This window comes from Dietzia sp. SL131 (assembly GCF_026672565.1).
In the GTDB taxonomy this organism is placed as follows: Bacteria; Actinomycetota; Actinomycetes; order Mycobacteriales; family Mycobacteriaceae; genus Dietzia; species Dietzia kunjamensis.
In genome coordinates, this window is the sequence record NZ_JAPPRI010000003.1 from 3,260,003 (window position 1) to 3,275,408 (window position 15,406).

A 15,406-nucleotide genomic window follows, 5' to 3' on the forward strand; every position below is an offset into this window, starting at 1 on the left:
GAACTGTGTGCGCAGTGCGGGTGAACTCCGCCCCGGGCCGCTACAGTCACCCGTGTTCGCCCTCTATCTCGGATCGTCCGGCACGTTCCTGCCGGTGAAGGGAATTATTTCTCATGGCCTCGGTGACCTTCGAGAACGTGTCCATCATCTATCCGGGGGCCGCGCGACGCAGTGTCGACCGTCTGGATCTGGAGATCGCCGACGGCGAGTTCCTCGTCCTGGTCGGACCCTCCGGCTGCGGAAAATCGACGACCCTGCGCGCCCTGGCCGGTCTGGAGGACGTGGCGGCGGGACGGATCCTCATCGGTGACAGGGACGTGACGGGCACCGAGCCCAAGGACCGCGACATCGCGATGGTGTTCCAGAACTACGCGCTGTACCCGCATTACACGGTCCGCGAGAACATGGGTTTCGCACTGAAGCTGGCCAAGGCGTCCAAGTCGGAGATCACGGAGCGCGTCGACCGCGCGGCGGAGATGCTCGACCTGGTGCCGTATCTCGACCGCAAGCCCAAGGAGCTGTCCGGCGGCCAGCGTCAGCGCGTGGCCATGGGGCGGGCGATCGTGCGCAACCCGCAGGTCTTCCTCATGGACGAGCCGCTGTCCAACCTCGACGCCAAGCTCCGGGTGGCCACGCGCGCCCAGATCGCCAAGCTGCAGCGGGACCTGCACACCACGATGATCTACGTGACGCACGACCAGGTCGAGGCCATGACGATGGGCGACCGCGTCGCGGTGCTCAAGGACGGGGTGCTCCAGCAGGTCGACGCCCCGCGCGAGCTCTACAACAACCCGGTCAACGCCTTCGTGGCCGGCTTCATCGGGTCACCGTCCATGAACCTCTTCGACGCCCCGGTCGCCGACGGGGCGGTGGACCTCGAGGGGTTCCGCGAGCCCGTGCCCGCCGGCTCGGGGTCGAGGGTCACCGTCGGCGTGCGGCCCGAGCACCTGCGGATGGCCGCGGAAGGCCACGGGCTGGAGGTGACGGTGGACCTGGTGGAGGAGCTCGGGGCGGACAGCTACCTGCATTGCTCGACCCGCGAGAACCACCCGGTGGTGTATCGCGCGGAGTCGGGTGACCACCCCCGCAAGGGCGACACCATGTACCTCGAGGCGCTCGACGACGAGGTGCGGTTCTTCGACGTGGAATCCGGTCTCAGACTGCGCTGACCCCGTGGGGCCGGGGCCCGTGCAAACGGCGATGCACGCCGGCGTCCGCCCCGATCGGGTGTTGCTAGAGTGACTCCTGTGACCTCGCTCCCGTGACCATCCGTGGTGGCGGGAGCGACGGCGCGTCGGTCGCGTGTCCGCACGTGGTCCCGCGCCACCGCCGTCTCGTGGGTTACGCTCAGCAGGTCCTCAGTGAGACCCGCGTCACAGGCGGCACCGGTCCACTGCCCCGTCGGCACTCGCCGAGGGGAGTCGAGACACGACAGTAGGAGAGAGCGCATGGCCGTTCACGGCAGGTTCCTCAAGGCGGCGGCGGCCGCCTCCGTAGTCGCCCTGGTATCCACGGCGTGTGGATCGGGTGGCGATGAATCCGACGAGCAGGCGCAGGCCGGCACCTCGGGCGTCGGCCCCATCACCTTCGCGATGGGCAGCAACGACACCGACAAGCTCCGTCCCGTCATCGAGCAGTGGAACGCGGAGAACCCCGACCAGGAGGTCACCCTCCGCGAGCTGCCGGCCGAGCAGGACGGGCAGCGCGACACCCTGACGCAGTCGCTCCAGACCGAGAGCGGCGAGTACGACGTGTTCGCCCTCGACGTCACCGACACCGCGTACTTCGCGGCCAACGGGTGGCTGCAGCCGATCGAGAACGAGACCGAGGTCGACACCTCCGGGCTGATCGAGGCCGCCGTCGACTCGGCGACCTACAACGGCACCCTCTACGGCGTGCCGCAGAACACCAACGCCCAGCTCCTGTACTACCGCACCGACCTCCAGCCGGAGGCGCCCGCCAACTGGGAGGAGCTCGTCTCCTCCTGCGAGGCCGCGGAGGGTGCGAACGTCGACTGCCTGCAGACCCAGCTCAGCCAGTACGAGGGTCTCACCGTCGCCGCCACCCAGTTCATCCACAGCTGGGGCGGGCAGGTCGTCGGTGAGGACGGGAAGACGCCCGAGCTCGACACCGAGGAGGCGCGTGCGGGCCTGACCGCCCTCGTCGACGCCTACAAGGGCGGCGTCATCCCCCAGAAGACCGACGCGTTCACGGAGGAGGAGACCGCGCAGGCCTTCCTCGCCGGCGAGACCATGTACTCCTACAACTGGCCGTACATGTACGAGTCGGGCCAGTCCGACCCCACGTCGCAGGTCCAGGGTGACTTCCAGGTCGCCCCGATCGTCGGCAAGGACGGCGCCGGTCAGTCCACGCTCGGTGGCTACAACAACGCGATCAACGTGTTCTCCGAGAACAAGGAGACCGCGCGGGCCTTCCTCGAGTTCATCATCTCCGAGGACGTCCAGATGGGCTTCGCCGAGCAGTCGTTCCCGCCGGTGCTGTCCTCGATCTACGACGACGAGGCGCTCCAGCAGGAGTTCCCCTACATGCCGGCCCTGAAGGCGGCGCTCGACAACGCCGAGCCGCGCCCGGTCACCCCGTTCTATCCCTCCGTGTCCAAGGCGATCCAGGACAACACCTTCGCGGCGCTTCGCGGGGAGAAGGACGTGGAGCAGGCCCTCAACGACATGACGGCCGCGATCGAACAGGCACAGTGATTCACCGAGCACGGTGATTCACAACGCACAGTGATCCACCGAGCACGGTGATCGAACGAGGTCAACGATCACCGCGGTCCGGGTGATCGGCACACGGTCCGGCGGCAGACGGCTGTCGGACCAGGGCAGGTGGGCCCCGGGTAACGTTCCCGGGGCCCACCTCCTCTCCCTGATGGGGCGGGCGCGAACCCGGCGAGGAGCAAGGCGATGACGACGAGCGAGAAGTCCCCGGCGCCACTGGTCGAGAAGAAGTTCGACTGGCGTCCGGTGTGGATGGTGGGTCCGGCCCTGGCCATCCTCGCGGTGGTGATCGGGTACCCGGTCATTCGCGCGGTGTACCTGTCGTTCATGGCCGACCGCGGCCTGGACCCGGCCACGGGCATGTTCTCGGAGGGCGGGTTCGCCGGTTTCCAGCACTACCTCTACTGGCTGACGCAGGCCTGCCCCGCTCCCGGCGGCGACGGCACCGTCACCTGTCCGCCGGGCGTCTCGTCCGTGGACTTCTGGCCCGCCATGGGCAACACGCTGTTCTTCACCGTCACCACCGTCTCCCTCGAGACGGTGCTCGGTTTCGCCATGGCCGTGGTCATGGGCAAGAGCATCTGGGGACGCTCCCTGCTGCGCGCCGCCGTCCTGGTCCCGTGGGCGATCCCCACCGCCGTCACGGCGAAACTGTGGGCGTTCATCTTCGCCCCCAACGGGATCGCCAACACCCTCCTGGGCACGAACATCGCCTGGACCACCGACCCGTTCTACGCCCGTATGGCCATCATCATCGCCGACGTGTGGAAGACCGCGCCGTTCATGGCGCTGCTCATCCTCGCCGGGTTACAGATGATCCCCGGTGACGTCTACGAGGCGGCCCGCGTGGACGGCGCGTCCCGCTGGCAGCAATTCGTCCGCATCACCCTTCCGCTGGTGCGTCCCGCCCTCATGGTGGCGATCCTGTTCCGCACCCTCGACGCGCTGCGCATGTACGACCTGCCCGTCATCCTCGTGTCGGCCAACTCCAACTCGCCCACCGCGACCGTGTCGATGCTGGTGGTCAACGAGATGAGAATGGGCAACTTCAACAGTGCCTCCGCGATATCGACACTGGTGTTCCTGCTGGTCTTCGCCGTCGCGTACATCATGGTCAAATTCCTCGGCGCGAACGTCGTGGAGGATCGCACGGGCAAGAAGGGGGAGATCCGGTGAGTCACCGAGCGTCTGAACCGAGCACCTCGCCGACCATGCCGACGACCACCCCGTCGTCGTCGTCGACCCCCGGCTCCGACCGGCGCCGCGACGACGAGGACATCAAGCCACCACGCAAACCGCTCGGCCCCACCATCAGCACCTACGTCGGCGCGCTACTCATCCTCATCTGGGGACTCGCACCGTTCTACTGGATGCTGGTGACCGCGTTCCGCGACAACCGGTTCATCTTCTCCGCCAGCCCGGTGCCCTCGCACCTCACGCTCGACAACTTCCGCGAGGCGCTGGCCACGGACGGCGGCAACAACTTCCTGGGCGCGATCATCAACTCCGTGCTCATCAGCTCGATCACCACCGCCCTCGCGCTGACGTTCGGCGTGTTCACCGCCTACGCCCTCGCCAGGGTCGACTTCCGGGGCAAGTTCCTCGTCACCGGGATCATCCTCGCCGCGTCGATGTTCCCCGGCGTCGCCCTGGTCACGCCGCTGTTCCAGCTGTTCACGGACATCGGCTGGATCGGCACCTACCAGGCGCTCATCATCCCCAACATCTCGTTCGCGCTCCCGCTGACCATCTACACGCTCACGTCGTTCTTCAACGACCTGCCGTGGGAGCTGGAGGAGGCTGCCCGCGTCGATGGTGCGACCCGCGGCCAGGCGTTCATCAAGATCATCCTCCCGCTCGCCGCGCCGGCCCTGTTCACCACCGCGATCCTGGCGTTCATCATCACGTGGAACGAGTTCGTGCTCTCGCAGCAGCTGTCCACGACCGCGACCGAGCCCGTGACGGTGGCGATCGCCCGGTTCTCCGGGGTCAACCCGTACCTGCCGCCGCACGCGGCGATCATGGCCGCCGGCGCGCTCGTCACCGTGCCGCTGGTGATCATGGTGCTGATCTTCCAGCGACGGATCATCTCCGGCCTCACCGCCGGCGGCCTGAAGAGCTGATCGGCGGTGGCTCGGAGCGGCGGTGACGCCCTGGGCGCCCGGCAGCGGCTGGAGGTCATCGGCGGGTTCGTCGGGTTCTTCACCGTGCTGGCGTTGGTCAACGCGGTGGGCTTGATCCTCACCGGGCGACCGTCGATCTTCGCCTCGCTCGTGCTGGTGCTCATGCTGGTGGCGTCGTGGTACACCTACCGGACGTGGCGCCGGGTCGACCGGGCGGTCAAGCGGGGCTGACCCGCCGCGGCCCGCGCCGACACGCGCCCGCCCCAGCCCGCCCGGCCCGCCCCGGTTCCAATCCAGCCCGAAATCCGCTACTCGGAATGCGGATTCGCTACGCCGATCGGGATAGCGGATCCGGATTCGGAGTAGCGGATTTCCGGCGCCGACGGGCAGGTTCAGCGCCGGCGCGCCGGCTTATCGCCCGTCGCGCCAGGCCACCAGCGACTCGACCAGGTCCAGCGGGTAGTCGGGGCCGTTGAGCCCGACCGTGAAGAGGGTGACGCCCTCGGCGTGCAGGTTCTCGGCGAGCCGCTTCGCCTCGTCGGGCGAGCTGGCCCCGCCGATCTCCGTCGACCGCTCGATCTCGCCCGGATCGCGCCCCACGTCCGCGCAGTGCCCGGCGAGCACCTCCGACTTGTGGCGGTAGGTCTCCACGTCCACGAACGAGTGCCAGATGTCGGCGTGGCGGGCCACGTGTCGCAGGGTCTTCTTCTCACCGCCGCCACCGAGCAGCACGGGGATGTCCCTCGTCGGGGCGGGGGTGAGCGTGGCGAAGCGCTGCTCAATCCGCTCGAGGGAGTGCCCGAGGTCGTCGAGCCGCGAGCCCTTGGTGCCGAACTCGTAGCCGTACTCGGCGTAGTCCCGCTCGAACCATCCGCTGCCCAGGCCCAGGATGAGGCGGCCGCCGGAGATGTGGTCGACGGTCCGGGCCATGTCGGCGAGCAGGTCGGGGTTGCGATAGGTGTTGCAGGTGACCAGGGCGCCGATCTCGACGCGTTCGGTCTGCTCGGCCCACGCGGCCAGCATCGTCCAACACTCGAAGTGGGCGCCGTCGGGATCACCGTAGAGCGGGAAGAAGTGGTCCCAGTTGAAGACCACGTCCACGCCCGCGTCTTCGGAGCGTCGGACGGCGTCCCGGATCAGTCCGTAGTCCGGCGAGTGCTGCGGCTGGAGCTGGACGGCGATGCGGACCGGGCGCGTGGGGTTCGGGGTCATGCGCCCCATTGTGGGGCGTGGCGCCGCCCCGTGCACCCGCCCCGCGCACCCGGGCCAGGCTCCCGCCCCGCGCACCCGGCCCGTGCGTCTCAGCGCTCGCGCTCCAGGACGAACCAGAAGTGCTCTCCCTCGTGCACGGTGCCTCGCCCGTTCATCACCGCGAGGAGGGTGTCGGGTCCGACGACGGCGAAGTGGTCGATCACCGGCAGGCGGTCGTACACCATGGAGGCGGTCGGGCGGCCGCGGAAGGAGACCTCCCACAGGGACGCCCCGCCCCCGCCGGTCGCCGAGGTGTCCGGCACGACCTCACCGGAGTCGTCGGTGACGAGGATCGGGTCCACCTTGCGGGCCTCGGTGAAGTCCTTGCCCCACCAGCGCATCTGCCCGAGCATGCCGAACATGGGGTGCCCGGTGTCCAGGCCGGTGCCCTTCCAGCGGCTGCCCGCGATGTCGTCGACCCGCGCGGGCTCGAGGGAGTCCCACAGCGCGGAGACGCGGTCCGAGGGGACCGTGTCGAGCGCGAGGATGAGCTCGAACTCGCGCGCGGCGGCGCCCGCGGTCCCGGCGGTGCCGGCCGCCCCGGCGGTGCTCACAGGCCGAGCGTCTTGCCGATGATGTCCCGCTGGACCTCGTTGGTGCCGCCGTAGATGGTGGAGACCACCGCCTGGCGGACCAGACGTTCCATCCCGTACTCGGTGGCGTACCCGTATCCGCCCATGGACTGCATGCACTCGAGCGTGACCCGCTTGCTCAGCTCGGACGCCTTGAGCTTGGCCATGGAGGCCTCGCGGGGGAACAGGGCCGTGGGGTCGGCCTCGTCGACCTTCCTGGCGGCGAGGATGAGGCGCTCGGTATTGAGCCCGGTCATGAGCTGCGCCCAACCGCCGCCGACCTCTCCGATCACGGAGTCGGCGGGCAGGCGGACGTCGGTGAAGTAGAGGTCGTTGACCTCCATGCCGCCCATGGTCTCGATCCCGGTGATCTGCAGGCCCTCGATGTCCGCGGGCACGTCGAACATCGTGATGCCTTCGTGCTTCTTGCCCGACGAGTCGGTGCGGGCGACGAGCAGGATGCGGTCGGCGAAGTGGGCGTTGGAACACCAGGTCTTCTGCCCGTTGATCACCCAGTTGTCGCCGTCGCGCTCGGCCTTGCAGCGCAGGGCGGCGACGTCGGACCCGGCGCCGGGCTCGGACATTGAGATGCACAGGGTCCCGCCGTTCACGACCAGCTCGAGCGCGCGTTTACGCTGCTCCTCGGTCCCGAACTTCTGGTACGCGGCGGCCGTGATGAGGGTGGGGCCGATGCCGCCGATCGGGGCGAGGCCGCGCAGGGAGTGCTCGAGCAGGAGGCACAGTTCGACGGCGCCGGCGTCGGAGCCGCCGTACTCCTCGGGGACGGTCAGCCCCAGCCATCCGAGCTCGGCCATCTTGGAGTAGATGTGCGGCGAGTGGGTGCCGCCCTCGGTGGTGAGCTCGCGTCGCTTCTCGACGCCGCCGACCTCGCGCGCGCAGAAGTCATCGATCGACTTGGCGAATTCACGCTGCTCTTCGGTGAGGATGTCGACGCTCTTCGGTGAGGATGTCGACCACTTCTCGCCTCGTTTTTCTGTGTGGTTGCCCCGGTATCTGGCACGGGGTGCCGGTTGGGTGCACACTGGACTACAGTGGGTCGTATCACGGTACGCTACATCAAATATATGTGATCGGAAACGAGAGGACCTCAGATGACGACCACCGAGCCCAGCAAGACCGGCCCCACGTTCGCGAGCCTGGACCCCCGCGACGGCACCGTCCTCGCGGAGTACCCCGTCGCCGGTCCCGAGGAGGTCGCCCTCGCCGTGGAGCGTGCGCGTGCCGCGGCTCGCTGGTGGGCGAACCAGGGTCCGCGGGGTCGCCGTGAGTGGCTGCTGGAGTACAAGCGGGCGATCTCGTCCAGGGCCGAGGAGTTGGCGTCCCTGATCTCCGCCGAGACCGGGAAGCCGGACGAGGACGCGACCCTCGAGGTCATGCTCACCGTCAGCCATCTGGAGTGGGCGGCCAAGAACGCGGACAAGGTCCTGCGACGGCGCTCCGTCTCGGCCGGGCTGCTCATGAGCAACCAGGCCGCCTACGTGGAATATCAGCCCTACGGCGTGGTCGGCGCGATCGGCCCGTGGAACTACCCCGCGTTCACCCCGATGGGCACGCTGTCCTACGCCATGGCCGCGGGCAACGCGGTGGTGTTCAAGCCCAGCGAGCTCACGCCGGGTGTGGGCGTGTGGCTGGCGGAGGTGTGGGATTCCCTGGGCGCCTCCCAGCCGCTCATCCAGACGATCACCGGCGACGGCTCGACGGGCGCGGCGTTGTGCAGGGCGGGCGTCGACAAGCTCGCGTTCACCGGCTCCGCCGCGACGGGCCGGAAGGTCATGGCCGCCTGCGCGGAGACGCTCACGCCGGTCGTCATCGAGGGCGGTGGCAAGGACGCCCTGCTCGTCGACTCGGACGCGGATCTCGACGCGGCCGCCGACCAGGCGGTCTTCGGCGCCATGGGCAACGCGGGCCAGACCTGCGCGGGCGTGGAGCGGATCTACGTCCACTCGGACGTCCACGACGCGTTCGTCCAGAAGTTCACGGCCAAGGTCCGCGCGCTCACCCCGGGCAACTCGATCTCCTCCAGCTACGGGCCCATGACGCTGCCGGCGCAGGTCGACATCGTCCGCAGGCACGTCAAGGACGCGATCGCCAAGGGCGGCAGGGCCGTACTCGGCGGCGAGGACTCGGTCGGCGAGAAGATCATCGAGCCGGTCGTCCTCGTCGACGTCCCCGAGAACTCGTCCGCGATCACCGAGGAGACCTTCGGCCCCACCGTCGTGATCAACCCTGTCGCGGACCTGGAGGAGGCCATCGAGAAGGCGAACGCCAGCAGCTACGGCCTCGGCGGTTCGATCTTCACCGGCAACAAGAAGCGGGGGCTGGCCCTCGCGGAGAAGTTGGACGTGGGCATGGTGTCGGTCAACTCGTTCCTCGCGTTCGCCGGCATCCCGGCGTTGCCGTTCGGCGGTTCGGGTGACTCGGGTTTCGGCCGTATCCACGGCGCCGACGGGTTGCGCGAGTTCGCCCGCCCCAAGGCCATCACCGCGCAGAAGTTCGCGGCCCCGCTGAACCTCATGACCATGACCCGCAAGCCGCGTGACATCAAGATCGTCAAGTGGATGCTCGCGAACGTCCAGGGAAGGATGTGAGGTGAGATGACCGCCACCTCCGAGAGAACCGAGGAGGTGACGACGACGACGAGGGCCGCGGCCACCGAGCGGTCCGCCGTGCCCGGGGTGTTCGGACCATGATCCCGGCCGACCTCGTCGCCGACGCCGCCGTCGACCACCCGCTCACGGCAGGGGTCCCGTTCAAGCCCGGGCGCTGGTACTGGCGTGATCTCATCGCGACTCTCGATCCGGTGGCGGACGCGGCGGAGATCCACCGCATCACCTCCGCGTACGAGTTCCCGTGGGACTATCAGCGAGCGCTCGAGCTGGCGCTGTACCGGACCTACTGCATCCCTTCGGTGTCGGCGGTCCTGGAGCAGGCGGGCAACTTCCGCGATCACCCGCAGAAGCGGTACGACGACACCGCGCTGCTCATGGTGGAGCTGGTCGAGCACGGGTACGACTCGCCCCGCGGCAAGGAGGCGCTGCGGGTGATCAACCGCCAACACGCGATGTACGAGATCACCAATGACGACATGCTCTATGTGTTGTCGACGTTCATCTACGAACCGCTCGAGTGGATCGATGCGAACGGCTGGCGGCGTCTGCATCCGAACGAGCGGCTCGCGGCGTTCCACTTCTACCGCGCAGTCGGGGAGCGGATGAAGATCAAGGGGATCCCGCAGGACATCGGGGAGTTCCGGCGCTGGCGGGACGACTACGAGGCGCGCACCATGCGCTACGCCCGGACCAACGAGCTCATCGGGACGTACACGATCGATCTCATGTGTTCCTGGTACCCGGAGCCGGCCCGGCCGGTGGTCCGCAAGGTCGTGCAGGCGCTGATCGACGACGACATGACCCGCGCCTTCGGCTTCCCGTGGCAACCTCGGGCGTTCCGCGAGGCCGCCTACGCGGCGCTGCGGATGCGGTCGAAGGTGGTGCGGTGGCTGCCGGTCCGCCGCCGCGAGCTCGGGTCCCGTGGGACCGAGAACCGGACGTACCCGGGATACCCGGAGGGTTACCGTCCCGCCGACCTGGGGGCCTGCCCCATCCAGCCGCGCGACCGGGTGGGCGCCTGCCCGGTCGTGCACGCTCCAGCCGCCGGCTCCACCGGAGCCGCCTAACCCGGCGGAACTGCCGCCGCGCCCCGCGATTTCCGCACGTCGGGACGCCGAACCCGATGCCCGGAGAGGGTGCGTGACCCACGAGGGCGTGAGGGGCACATGGGTGCGCTTTCCGGGTTAGGTGGAACACGGTGTGATCTTGACAACACCGGCTACAGTGGGCATCGCGTAGCGACACTTACACATATATGTGATCGGATCCATGGTCGTTCTGGAGGGACGACGTCATCGCGGTCGGTTGCAGAAGGGATCAGTCGCCCATGCCAAGTCCTGAGGCCACCTCCGGTGGCACCTACGAGGAGGTCCAGCCGTGATCCGCACCCGATTCACCGTGGAGTTCGGCGTCCGTCATCCCATCGTCCAGGGCGGCATGATGTGGGTCGGCCGCGCCGAACTCGCCGCCGCCGTGTCCGAGGCCGGCGCGCTGGGGATCATCACCGGACTCACCCAACCCACGCCCGAGGACCTGGTCAAGGAGATCGCGCGCTGCCGGGAGATGACCGACCAGCCGTTCGGCGTCAACCTCACGATCCTTCCCGCGATCTCTCCGCCCCCGTACGCCGAGTACCGGCAGGCGATCGTCGAGTCGGGCGTGAAGATCGTCGAGACGGCCGGGTCCAATCCCAAGGACCACCTACCGGTGTTCCACGAGGCCGGCATCAAGGTGATCCACAAGTGCACCTCGGTCCGCCACGCGATCAAGGCCGAGCAGCTCGGTGTGGACGCGGTGTCGATCGACGGCTTCGAGTGCGCGGGCCACCCGGGGGAGGACGACGTCCCCGGCCTGGTGCTCATCCCTGCCGCGGCGGCGAGGCTGTCCGTCCCGATCCTCGCCTCCGGCGGGATCGCCGACGCCCGCGGCATGGTGGCAGCACTGGCGCTGGGAGCCGACGGCGCCAACATGGGCACCCGCTTCATGTGCACGGCCGAGTCGCCGGTGGCCGAGCAGGTCAAACAACAGATCGTGGCCAACACCGAGCTCGACACGAAGCTGATCTTCCGGACACTGCACAACACCGCGCGGGTGGCCGCCAACGCCGTCTCCGCCGAGGTCGTGTCGAAAGAGGCCCAGGGTGCCGAGTTCTCCGACATCCAGCACCTCGTCGCCGGAGCCCGCGGACGCAAGGTCTTCGAGGACGGCGACCTGGACGCGGGCATCTGGAGCGCCGGCCAGTGTCAGGGTCTGATCCACGACGTGCCCACCGCGGCGGAGCTCGTCGACCGGATGATGGCCGAGGCTGAGGAGATCATCACCGGCAGGCTGGCCGGGATGGTCGAGGCGGGGGAGACGGTCCGATGACCGCGACCGGACGTGACGCCATCAAGGTCGACCATGACGACCTGGGCGTGACCACGATCAGTATCAACCGGCCCGACCGGATGAACGCGCTCGACCACCCCACCGTCACCGCGCTGACCGAGCTCATCATCGAACACGGCAGCGATCCGGGCACCCGGGTCATCGTGCTTTCAGGGGAGGGCGGGGCGTTCACCACCGGAGCTGACCTGCAGGCGATCAAGGACGCCGGCGCGGACGCGCCCAGCCCCGACGCGACCATGGCCGGGGCCGCCGCACTGGTCCGCGCGGTCCTCACGGTCCCGGTCCCGGTAATCGCCGCCGTCACCGGCCCGGCGGCCGGGGTGGGCGTCTCGCTCGCGCTGGCCTCCGACCTCGTCCTCATGTCGGAGGACGCCTACCTACTGTTCGCGTTCACCAACATCGGACTCATGCCCGACGGCGGCGCCAGCGTGCTGCTGCCCGCGGCCGTCGGACGGTCGATCGCCTCGCGCATGCTGCTGCGTGTCGACGCCGTCTCCGCCGCGGAGGCCCACGACGTCGGACTGGCCATGGAGGTCCACCCGACCGCGGACCTCGAGCCCGCCGCCGCGAAGCTCGCCCGCCGACTGGCCCGGGGTCCGCGCCGCGCCCTGGAACTGACCAAGAGGGCCGTCACCGGGGCCACGCTCGCCGAGCTGGACGCGGCCCTGGCCAGGGAACACGAGGGCCAGTGCGAGCTGCTGATCTCCCCCGACTTCGCCGAGGGCGTGTCCTCGATCCTCGAGAAACGGCGCCCGAACTTCTCCTGAACCGTCCCTCCTGTCACCTGCCCCTCCCGTCACCCACCGCCCGACGAAAGGCCGAGATCATGACCACCGCCACGGATCCCATCGCCGAACTCCACGCGGCACGTCGCAACAACTGGAACACGTGGGTCGCCACCCACGCCGAGATGCAGCCCGACGCCGAGGCGCTGCGGTTCCTCGGCCAGACCACCACGTGGTCCCAGCTGCACGGCCGCAGCAACCGCTTCGCCGACGCGTTGGCCCGCCGCGGTGTGGGCAGGGGCGACCGGGTCATGCTCATCACGCTCAACAACCCGGAGTTCGTCGAGGCGGTCCTGGGCATCAACGAGCTGGGTGCCATCGCGGTCCCGGTGAACTTCCGTCTCACCCCCGGCGAGCTCGCCTACCTGGTCAGCGATTGCACGCCGAAGGGCGTCATCACCGACGCGATGCTCGCCCCGCTCGTCGGCGCGATCCGCGCCCAGGGCGAGGAGCCGGGCCACCACATCGTCATCGGCGGTGAACCGGGGACGCCCGACCAGACCACGTACGCGGACGCGATCGCGGAGGAGGGCCAGCCGCACGAGCCCGTCGACGTCCCCGAGGACTCCACCGCGCTCATCATGTACACCTCGGGCACCACGGGTCGCCCCAAGGGCGCGATGCTCTCCTACGAGAACCTCACGGCGCAGTCCCTGACCTGCATCCGGGTGTTCCGACTGTTCGAGGAGGACGGGCGCGCACTGTGCGCCGCCCCGATGTTCCACATCGCGGCGCTCGGCTCGATCGCGCCGAGCCTCCAACTCGGCGGCGTCACGGTGGTCCACCCGCTGCAGGCCTTCGACCCCGCAGCGGTCCTGGACACCCTCGAGGCCGAGCACATCACCAGCATCTTCCTCGTCCCCGTGCAGTGGCAGGCCGTCTGTGCCGAGCAGCAGGCCCGCCCGCGCAGCCTGGTGCTGCGCACCATCTCCTGGGGCGCGGCCCCGTCCACCGACACGATCCTGCGCGCCATGGCCGAGACCTTCCCGGACGCCCTGAACTGCGCGGTGTTCGGCCAGACCGAGATGAGCCCCATCACCTGTGCCCTCGACGGCGATGACGCGATCCGCAAGATCGGCTCCGTCGGCAAGGTCATCCCCACCCTCCAGGCCCGCGTCGTCGACGCCTTCGGCGAGCTCGTCGGCCCGGGTGAGGTCGGCGAGATCGTCTACCGCGGTCCCACCACCATGTCCGGCTACTGGAACAAGCCCAAGGAGACGGCGGAGGCCTTCGAGGGCGGGTGGTTCCACTCCGGCGACCTGGTCCGCATGGACGACGAGGGCTTCGTCTACGTGGTGGACCGCAAGAAGGACATGATCATCTCCGGCGGCGAGAACATCTACTGCGCCGAGGTGGAGAACATCATCGCCGGGCACCCGAGGATCCGCGAGGTCGCGGTGATCGGCCGCAAGGACGACAGGTGGGGCGAGGTCCCCGTCGCAGTGGTCGCCCAGAACGTGGAGGACGGCGTTGCCGATCTCACCCTCGAGGAGCTCAGCGAGTGGCTGCGGGACAAGCTCGCCGGCTTCAAGCTCCCCAAGCATCTGGTCCACGTCGACGAACTCCCCCGCAACGCCAGCGGCAAGGTCGTCAAGGGCACACTGCGTTCCGAGCACGGCACCGTGGGCGTCTGAGCTGGTGTCACGGCTCCCGTCCGACCACTCCGGGAGAGCAGGGAAGTGCTCACCAGCTCTATCGTCGGGCCGGATCCACAGGTGCGCGACCACCGGCTTCCTGCAGCGACCGTTCCGGAATGAACTCGGAATCCCGTGGAGTTCGCACGCGGCCCGACGAACTCCCCCGGACGGTTCGGACGGCCACCTACCGCATCCTGTTCAAACCGATCTGAGGTGGAGAGTGCGGACGGACCGATCACTGAAGTGGGACTCAGTGCTCGGGGTCGAGTTCCGGTGCGCGCTCGTCGTCCCACACGCCCGCTCGCTCGAGATGGGCGATGAGCAGACTCGCGCCACCGGTGAACTCGGCGTCCACCACTTCGTGGGCCGTCTCGACGTCGCCGTCACGCAGCGCCTCGAGCATGCGGCGGTTGTCCGTCAGTGCGCCCGCACGCCACTCGGGGTCGTCCGCGTACAGCCGGTAGGGCATGTAGCGGGCGGCGTTGGACAGGAACCGGGACAGCTTGTCCGAGCGGGAAGCCCGGTTGAGGCACCGGTGGATCGCGTACTGGGCGTGCACCACGCCGTCGGTGTCATCTGACGCGGATGCCTTCTCGAATTCGTCGATCAGACGACCGTGGAACTCGAGAGTTTCCGCGTCGTAGCGGGTGATGGCCCGGTCGACGATGCGCTTGGAGAGTTCCGCTTGGAGCCAGAAGATGTCCTCGATGTCCTGGCGGCTCATCGGCGAGACCAGGTAGCCGCGCCGCGGCACCAGATCGACGAGGCCCTCGCCGCGCAGGGTGAGTAGTGCCTCCCGGACCGGGGTCACGCTCACCCCGAGTGCGGAGGCGGTCTCGTCGAGCCGGATGAAGGACCCCGGGCGGACATCGCCGCTCATGATCCGAGTCCGCACGTGGTCGGCGACCTCCTCGGAGAGCTGCGGGCGCTGGCCGAGTCGTGTGGGGGCCACGTCCGCCACCTCATTCCACGAGAGAAGGGCACCCACCCGGAGCGCCGAGACCGATGATCTAAATCAAATATATCTGTAGTGGCTCACACTACCTCGCCGGGGGCGGGGCATCCACCCACCGCCGAGAAGGGTTCACGTGAAACATCTCTCGCTCGCCTTCGTTTCGGTTATGACAACCCTCGACCGGCCCGTCTCCTCGGGGCGCTGCAGCGCGGGTCGGAATCGGCGACAGTTCGGCGGTGGCCCCGCGGCGACCGTCGGCGACCCGCGAGTGGCGCCCCCGACCCGCGACATGGAGCCCGACCCGCGACATGGAGCCCGACCGGCGGG

14 protein-coding genes are annotated in these 15,406 nt (G+C 68.8%); 10 read left to right on the plus strand and 4 right to left on the minus strand.

The features are described from left to right. Positions 1 to 113 precede the first annotated feature (113 nt). From OVA21_RS16300 to OVA21_RS16320, 5 genes are all read left to right on the plus strand, one after another. Positions 114 to 1,169: an ABC transporter ATP-binding protein gene (locus tag OVA21_RS16300; RefSeq protein WP_096906374.1), complete on the plus strand. Its 1,056-nt coding sequence runs from the start codon at positions 114 to 116 to the stop codon at positions 1,167 to 1,169. Positions 1,170 to 1,448: 279 nt separating this feature from the next. Next, the gene (locus OVA21_RS16305; RefSeq protein ID WP_096906373.1) at positions 1,449 to 2,717 is read left to right on the plus strand and encodes an ABC transporter substrate-binding protein; all 1,269 of its coding nucleotides are present in this window, start codon (positions 1,449 to 1,451) and stop codon (positions 2,715 to 2,717) included. 207 nt (positions 2,718 to 2,924) lie between these two features. Then, positions 2,925 to 3,914 carry a carbohydrate ABC transporter permease gene (locus tag OVA21_RS16310; protein ID WP_067720075.1) on the plus strand — a complete coding sequence of 330 codons (990 nt, stop codon included), beginning with the start codon at positions 2,925 to 2,927 and terminating at the stop codon, positions 3,912 to 3,914. A 35-nt stretch (positions 3,915 to 3,949) separates the two neighbouring features. Continuing rightward, positions 3,950 to 4,861, plus strand: coding sequence for a carbohydrate ABC transporter permease (locus OVA21_RS16315; protein WP_268092866.1), 912 nt, complete (start codon positions 3,950 to 3,952; stop codon positions 4,859 to 4,861). Positions 4,862 to 4,867: 6 nt separating this feature from the next. Next, positions 4,868 to 5,092, plus strand: coding sequence for a hypothetical protein (locus tag OVA21_RS16320; RefSeq protein ID WP_007627187.1), 225 nt, complete (start codon positions 4,868 to 4,870; stop codon positions 5,090 to 5,092). Between the two features lie 180 nt (positions 5,093 to 5,272). Here the strand turns inward: OVA21_RS16320 and OVA21_RS16325 are convergent, their stop codons facing one another. The 3 genes from OVA21_RS16325 to OVA21_RS16335 all read right to left on the minus strand — a co-directional run bounded on the left by OVA21_RS16325 (position 5,273) and on the right by OVA21_RS16335 (position 7,631). After that, complete coding sequence (locus OVA21_RS16325) at positions 5,273 to 6,073, minus strand: LLM class F420-dependent oxidoreductase (RefSeq protein ID WP_067720072.1); 801 nt, start codon at positions 6,071 to 6,073, stop codon at positions 5,273 to 5,275. An 89-nt stretch (positions 6,074 to 6,162) separates the two neighbouring features. Further along, entirely contained in the window at positions 6,163 to 6,666 is a 504-nt protein-coding gene (locus tag OVA21_RS16330) for a DUF4334 domain-containing protein (protein WP_241504473.1), read from the minus strand. Next, on the minus strand, positions 6,663 to 7,631 hold the full coding sequence (locus OVA21_RS16335) for an acyl-CoA dehydrogenase family protein (protein WP_268093176.1): 969 nt from the start codon (positions 7,629 to 7,631) through the stop codon (positions 6,663 to 6,665). Before OVA21_RS16335 ends, OVA21_RS16330 begins: the two co-directional genes overlap by 4 nt. 165 nt (positions 7,632 to 7,796) lie before the next feature. Here OVA21_RS16335 and OVA21_RS16340 point away from each other — a divergent pair, with 165 nt between their 5' ends. From OVA21_RS16340 to fadD5, 5 genes are all read left to right on the plus strand, one after another. Continuing rightward, complete coding sequence (locus tag OVA21_RS16340; protein WP_067720070.1) at positions 7,797 to 9,293, plus strand: aldehyde dehydrogenase family protein; 1,497 nt, start codon at positions 7,797 to 7,799, stop codon at positions 9,291 to 9,293. Positions 9,294 to 9,391: 98 nt separating this feature from the next. Further along, positions 9,392 to 10,381 carry an oxygenase MpaB family protein gene (locus tag OVA21_RS16345; RefSeq protein ID WP_268092867.1) on the plus strand — a complete coding sequence of 330 codons (990 nt, stop codon included), beginning with the start codon at positions 9,392 to 9,394 and terminating at the stop codon, positions 10,379 to 10,381. 313 nt (positions 10,382 to 10,694) lie between these two features. Continuing rightward, positions 10,695 to 11,681 carry an NAD(P)H-dependent flavin oxidoreductase gene (locus OVA21_RS16350; RefSeq protein ID WP_173674843.1) on the plus strand — a complete coding sequence of 329 codons (987 nt, stop codon included), beginning with the start codon at positions 10,695 to 10,697 and terminating at the stop codon, positions 11,679 to 11,681. Further along, on the plus strand, positions 11,678 to 12,469 hold the full coding sequence (locus tag OVA21_RS16355; RefSeq protein ID WP_268092868.1) for an enoyl-CoA hydratase-related protein: 792 nt from the start codon (positions 11,678 to 11,680) through the stop codon (positions 12,467 to 12,469). Before OVA21_RS16350 ends, OVA21_RS16355 begins: the two co-directional genes overlap by 4 nt. A 59-nt stretch (positions 12,470 to 12,528) precedes the next feature. Further along, positions 12,529 to 14,121, plus strand: coding sequence for a fatty-acid--CoA ligase FadD5 (gene fadD5, locus OVA21_RS16360; protein WP_096906366.1), 1,593 nt, complete (start codon positions 12,529 to 12,531; stop codon positions 14,119 to 14,121). A 253-nt stretch (positions 14,122 to 14,374) separates the two neighbouring features. Here the strand turns inward: fadD5 and OVA21_RS16365 are convergent, their stop codons facing one another. Beyond that, a complete protein-coding gene (locus OVA21_RS16365) occupies positions 14,375 to 15,085 on the minus strand; it encodes a GntR family transcriptional regulator (protein ID WP_007627198.1) in 711 nt (236 codons plus the stop codon). Positions 15,086 to 15,406 lie beyond the last annotated feature (321 nt).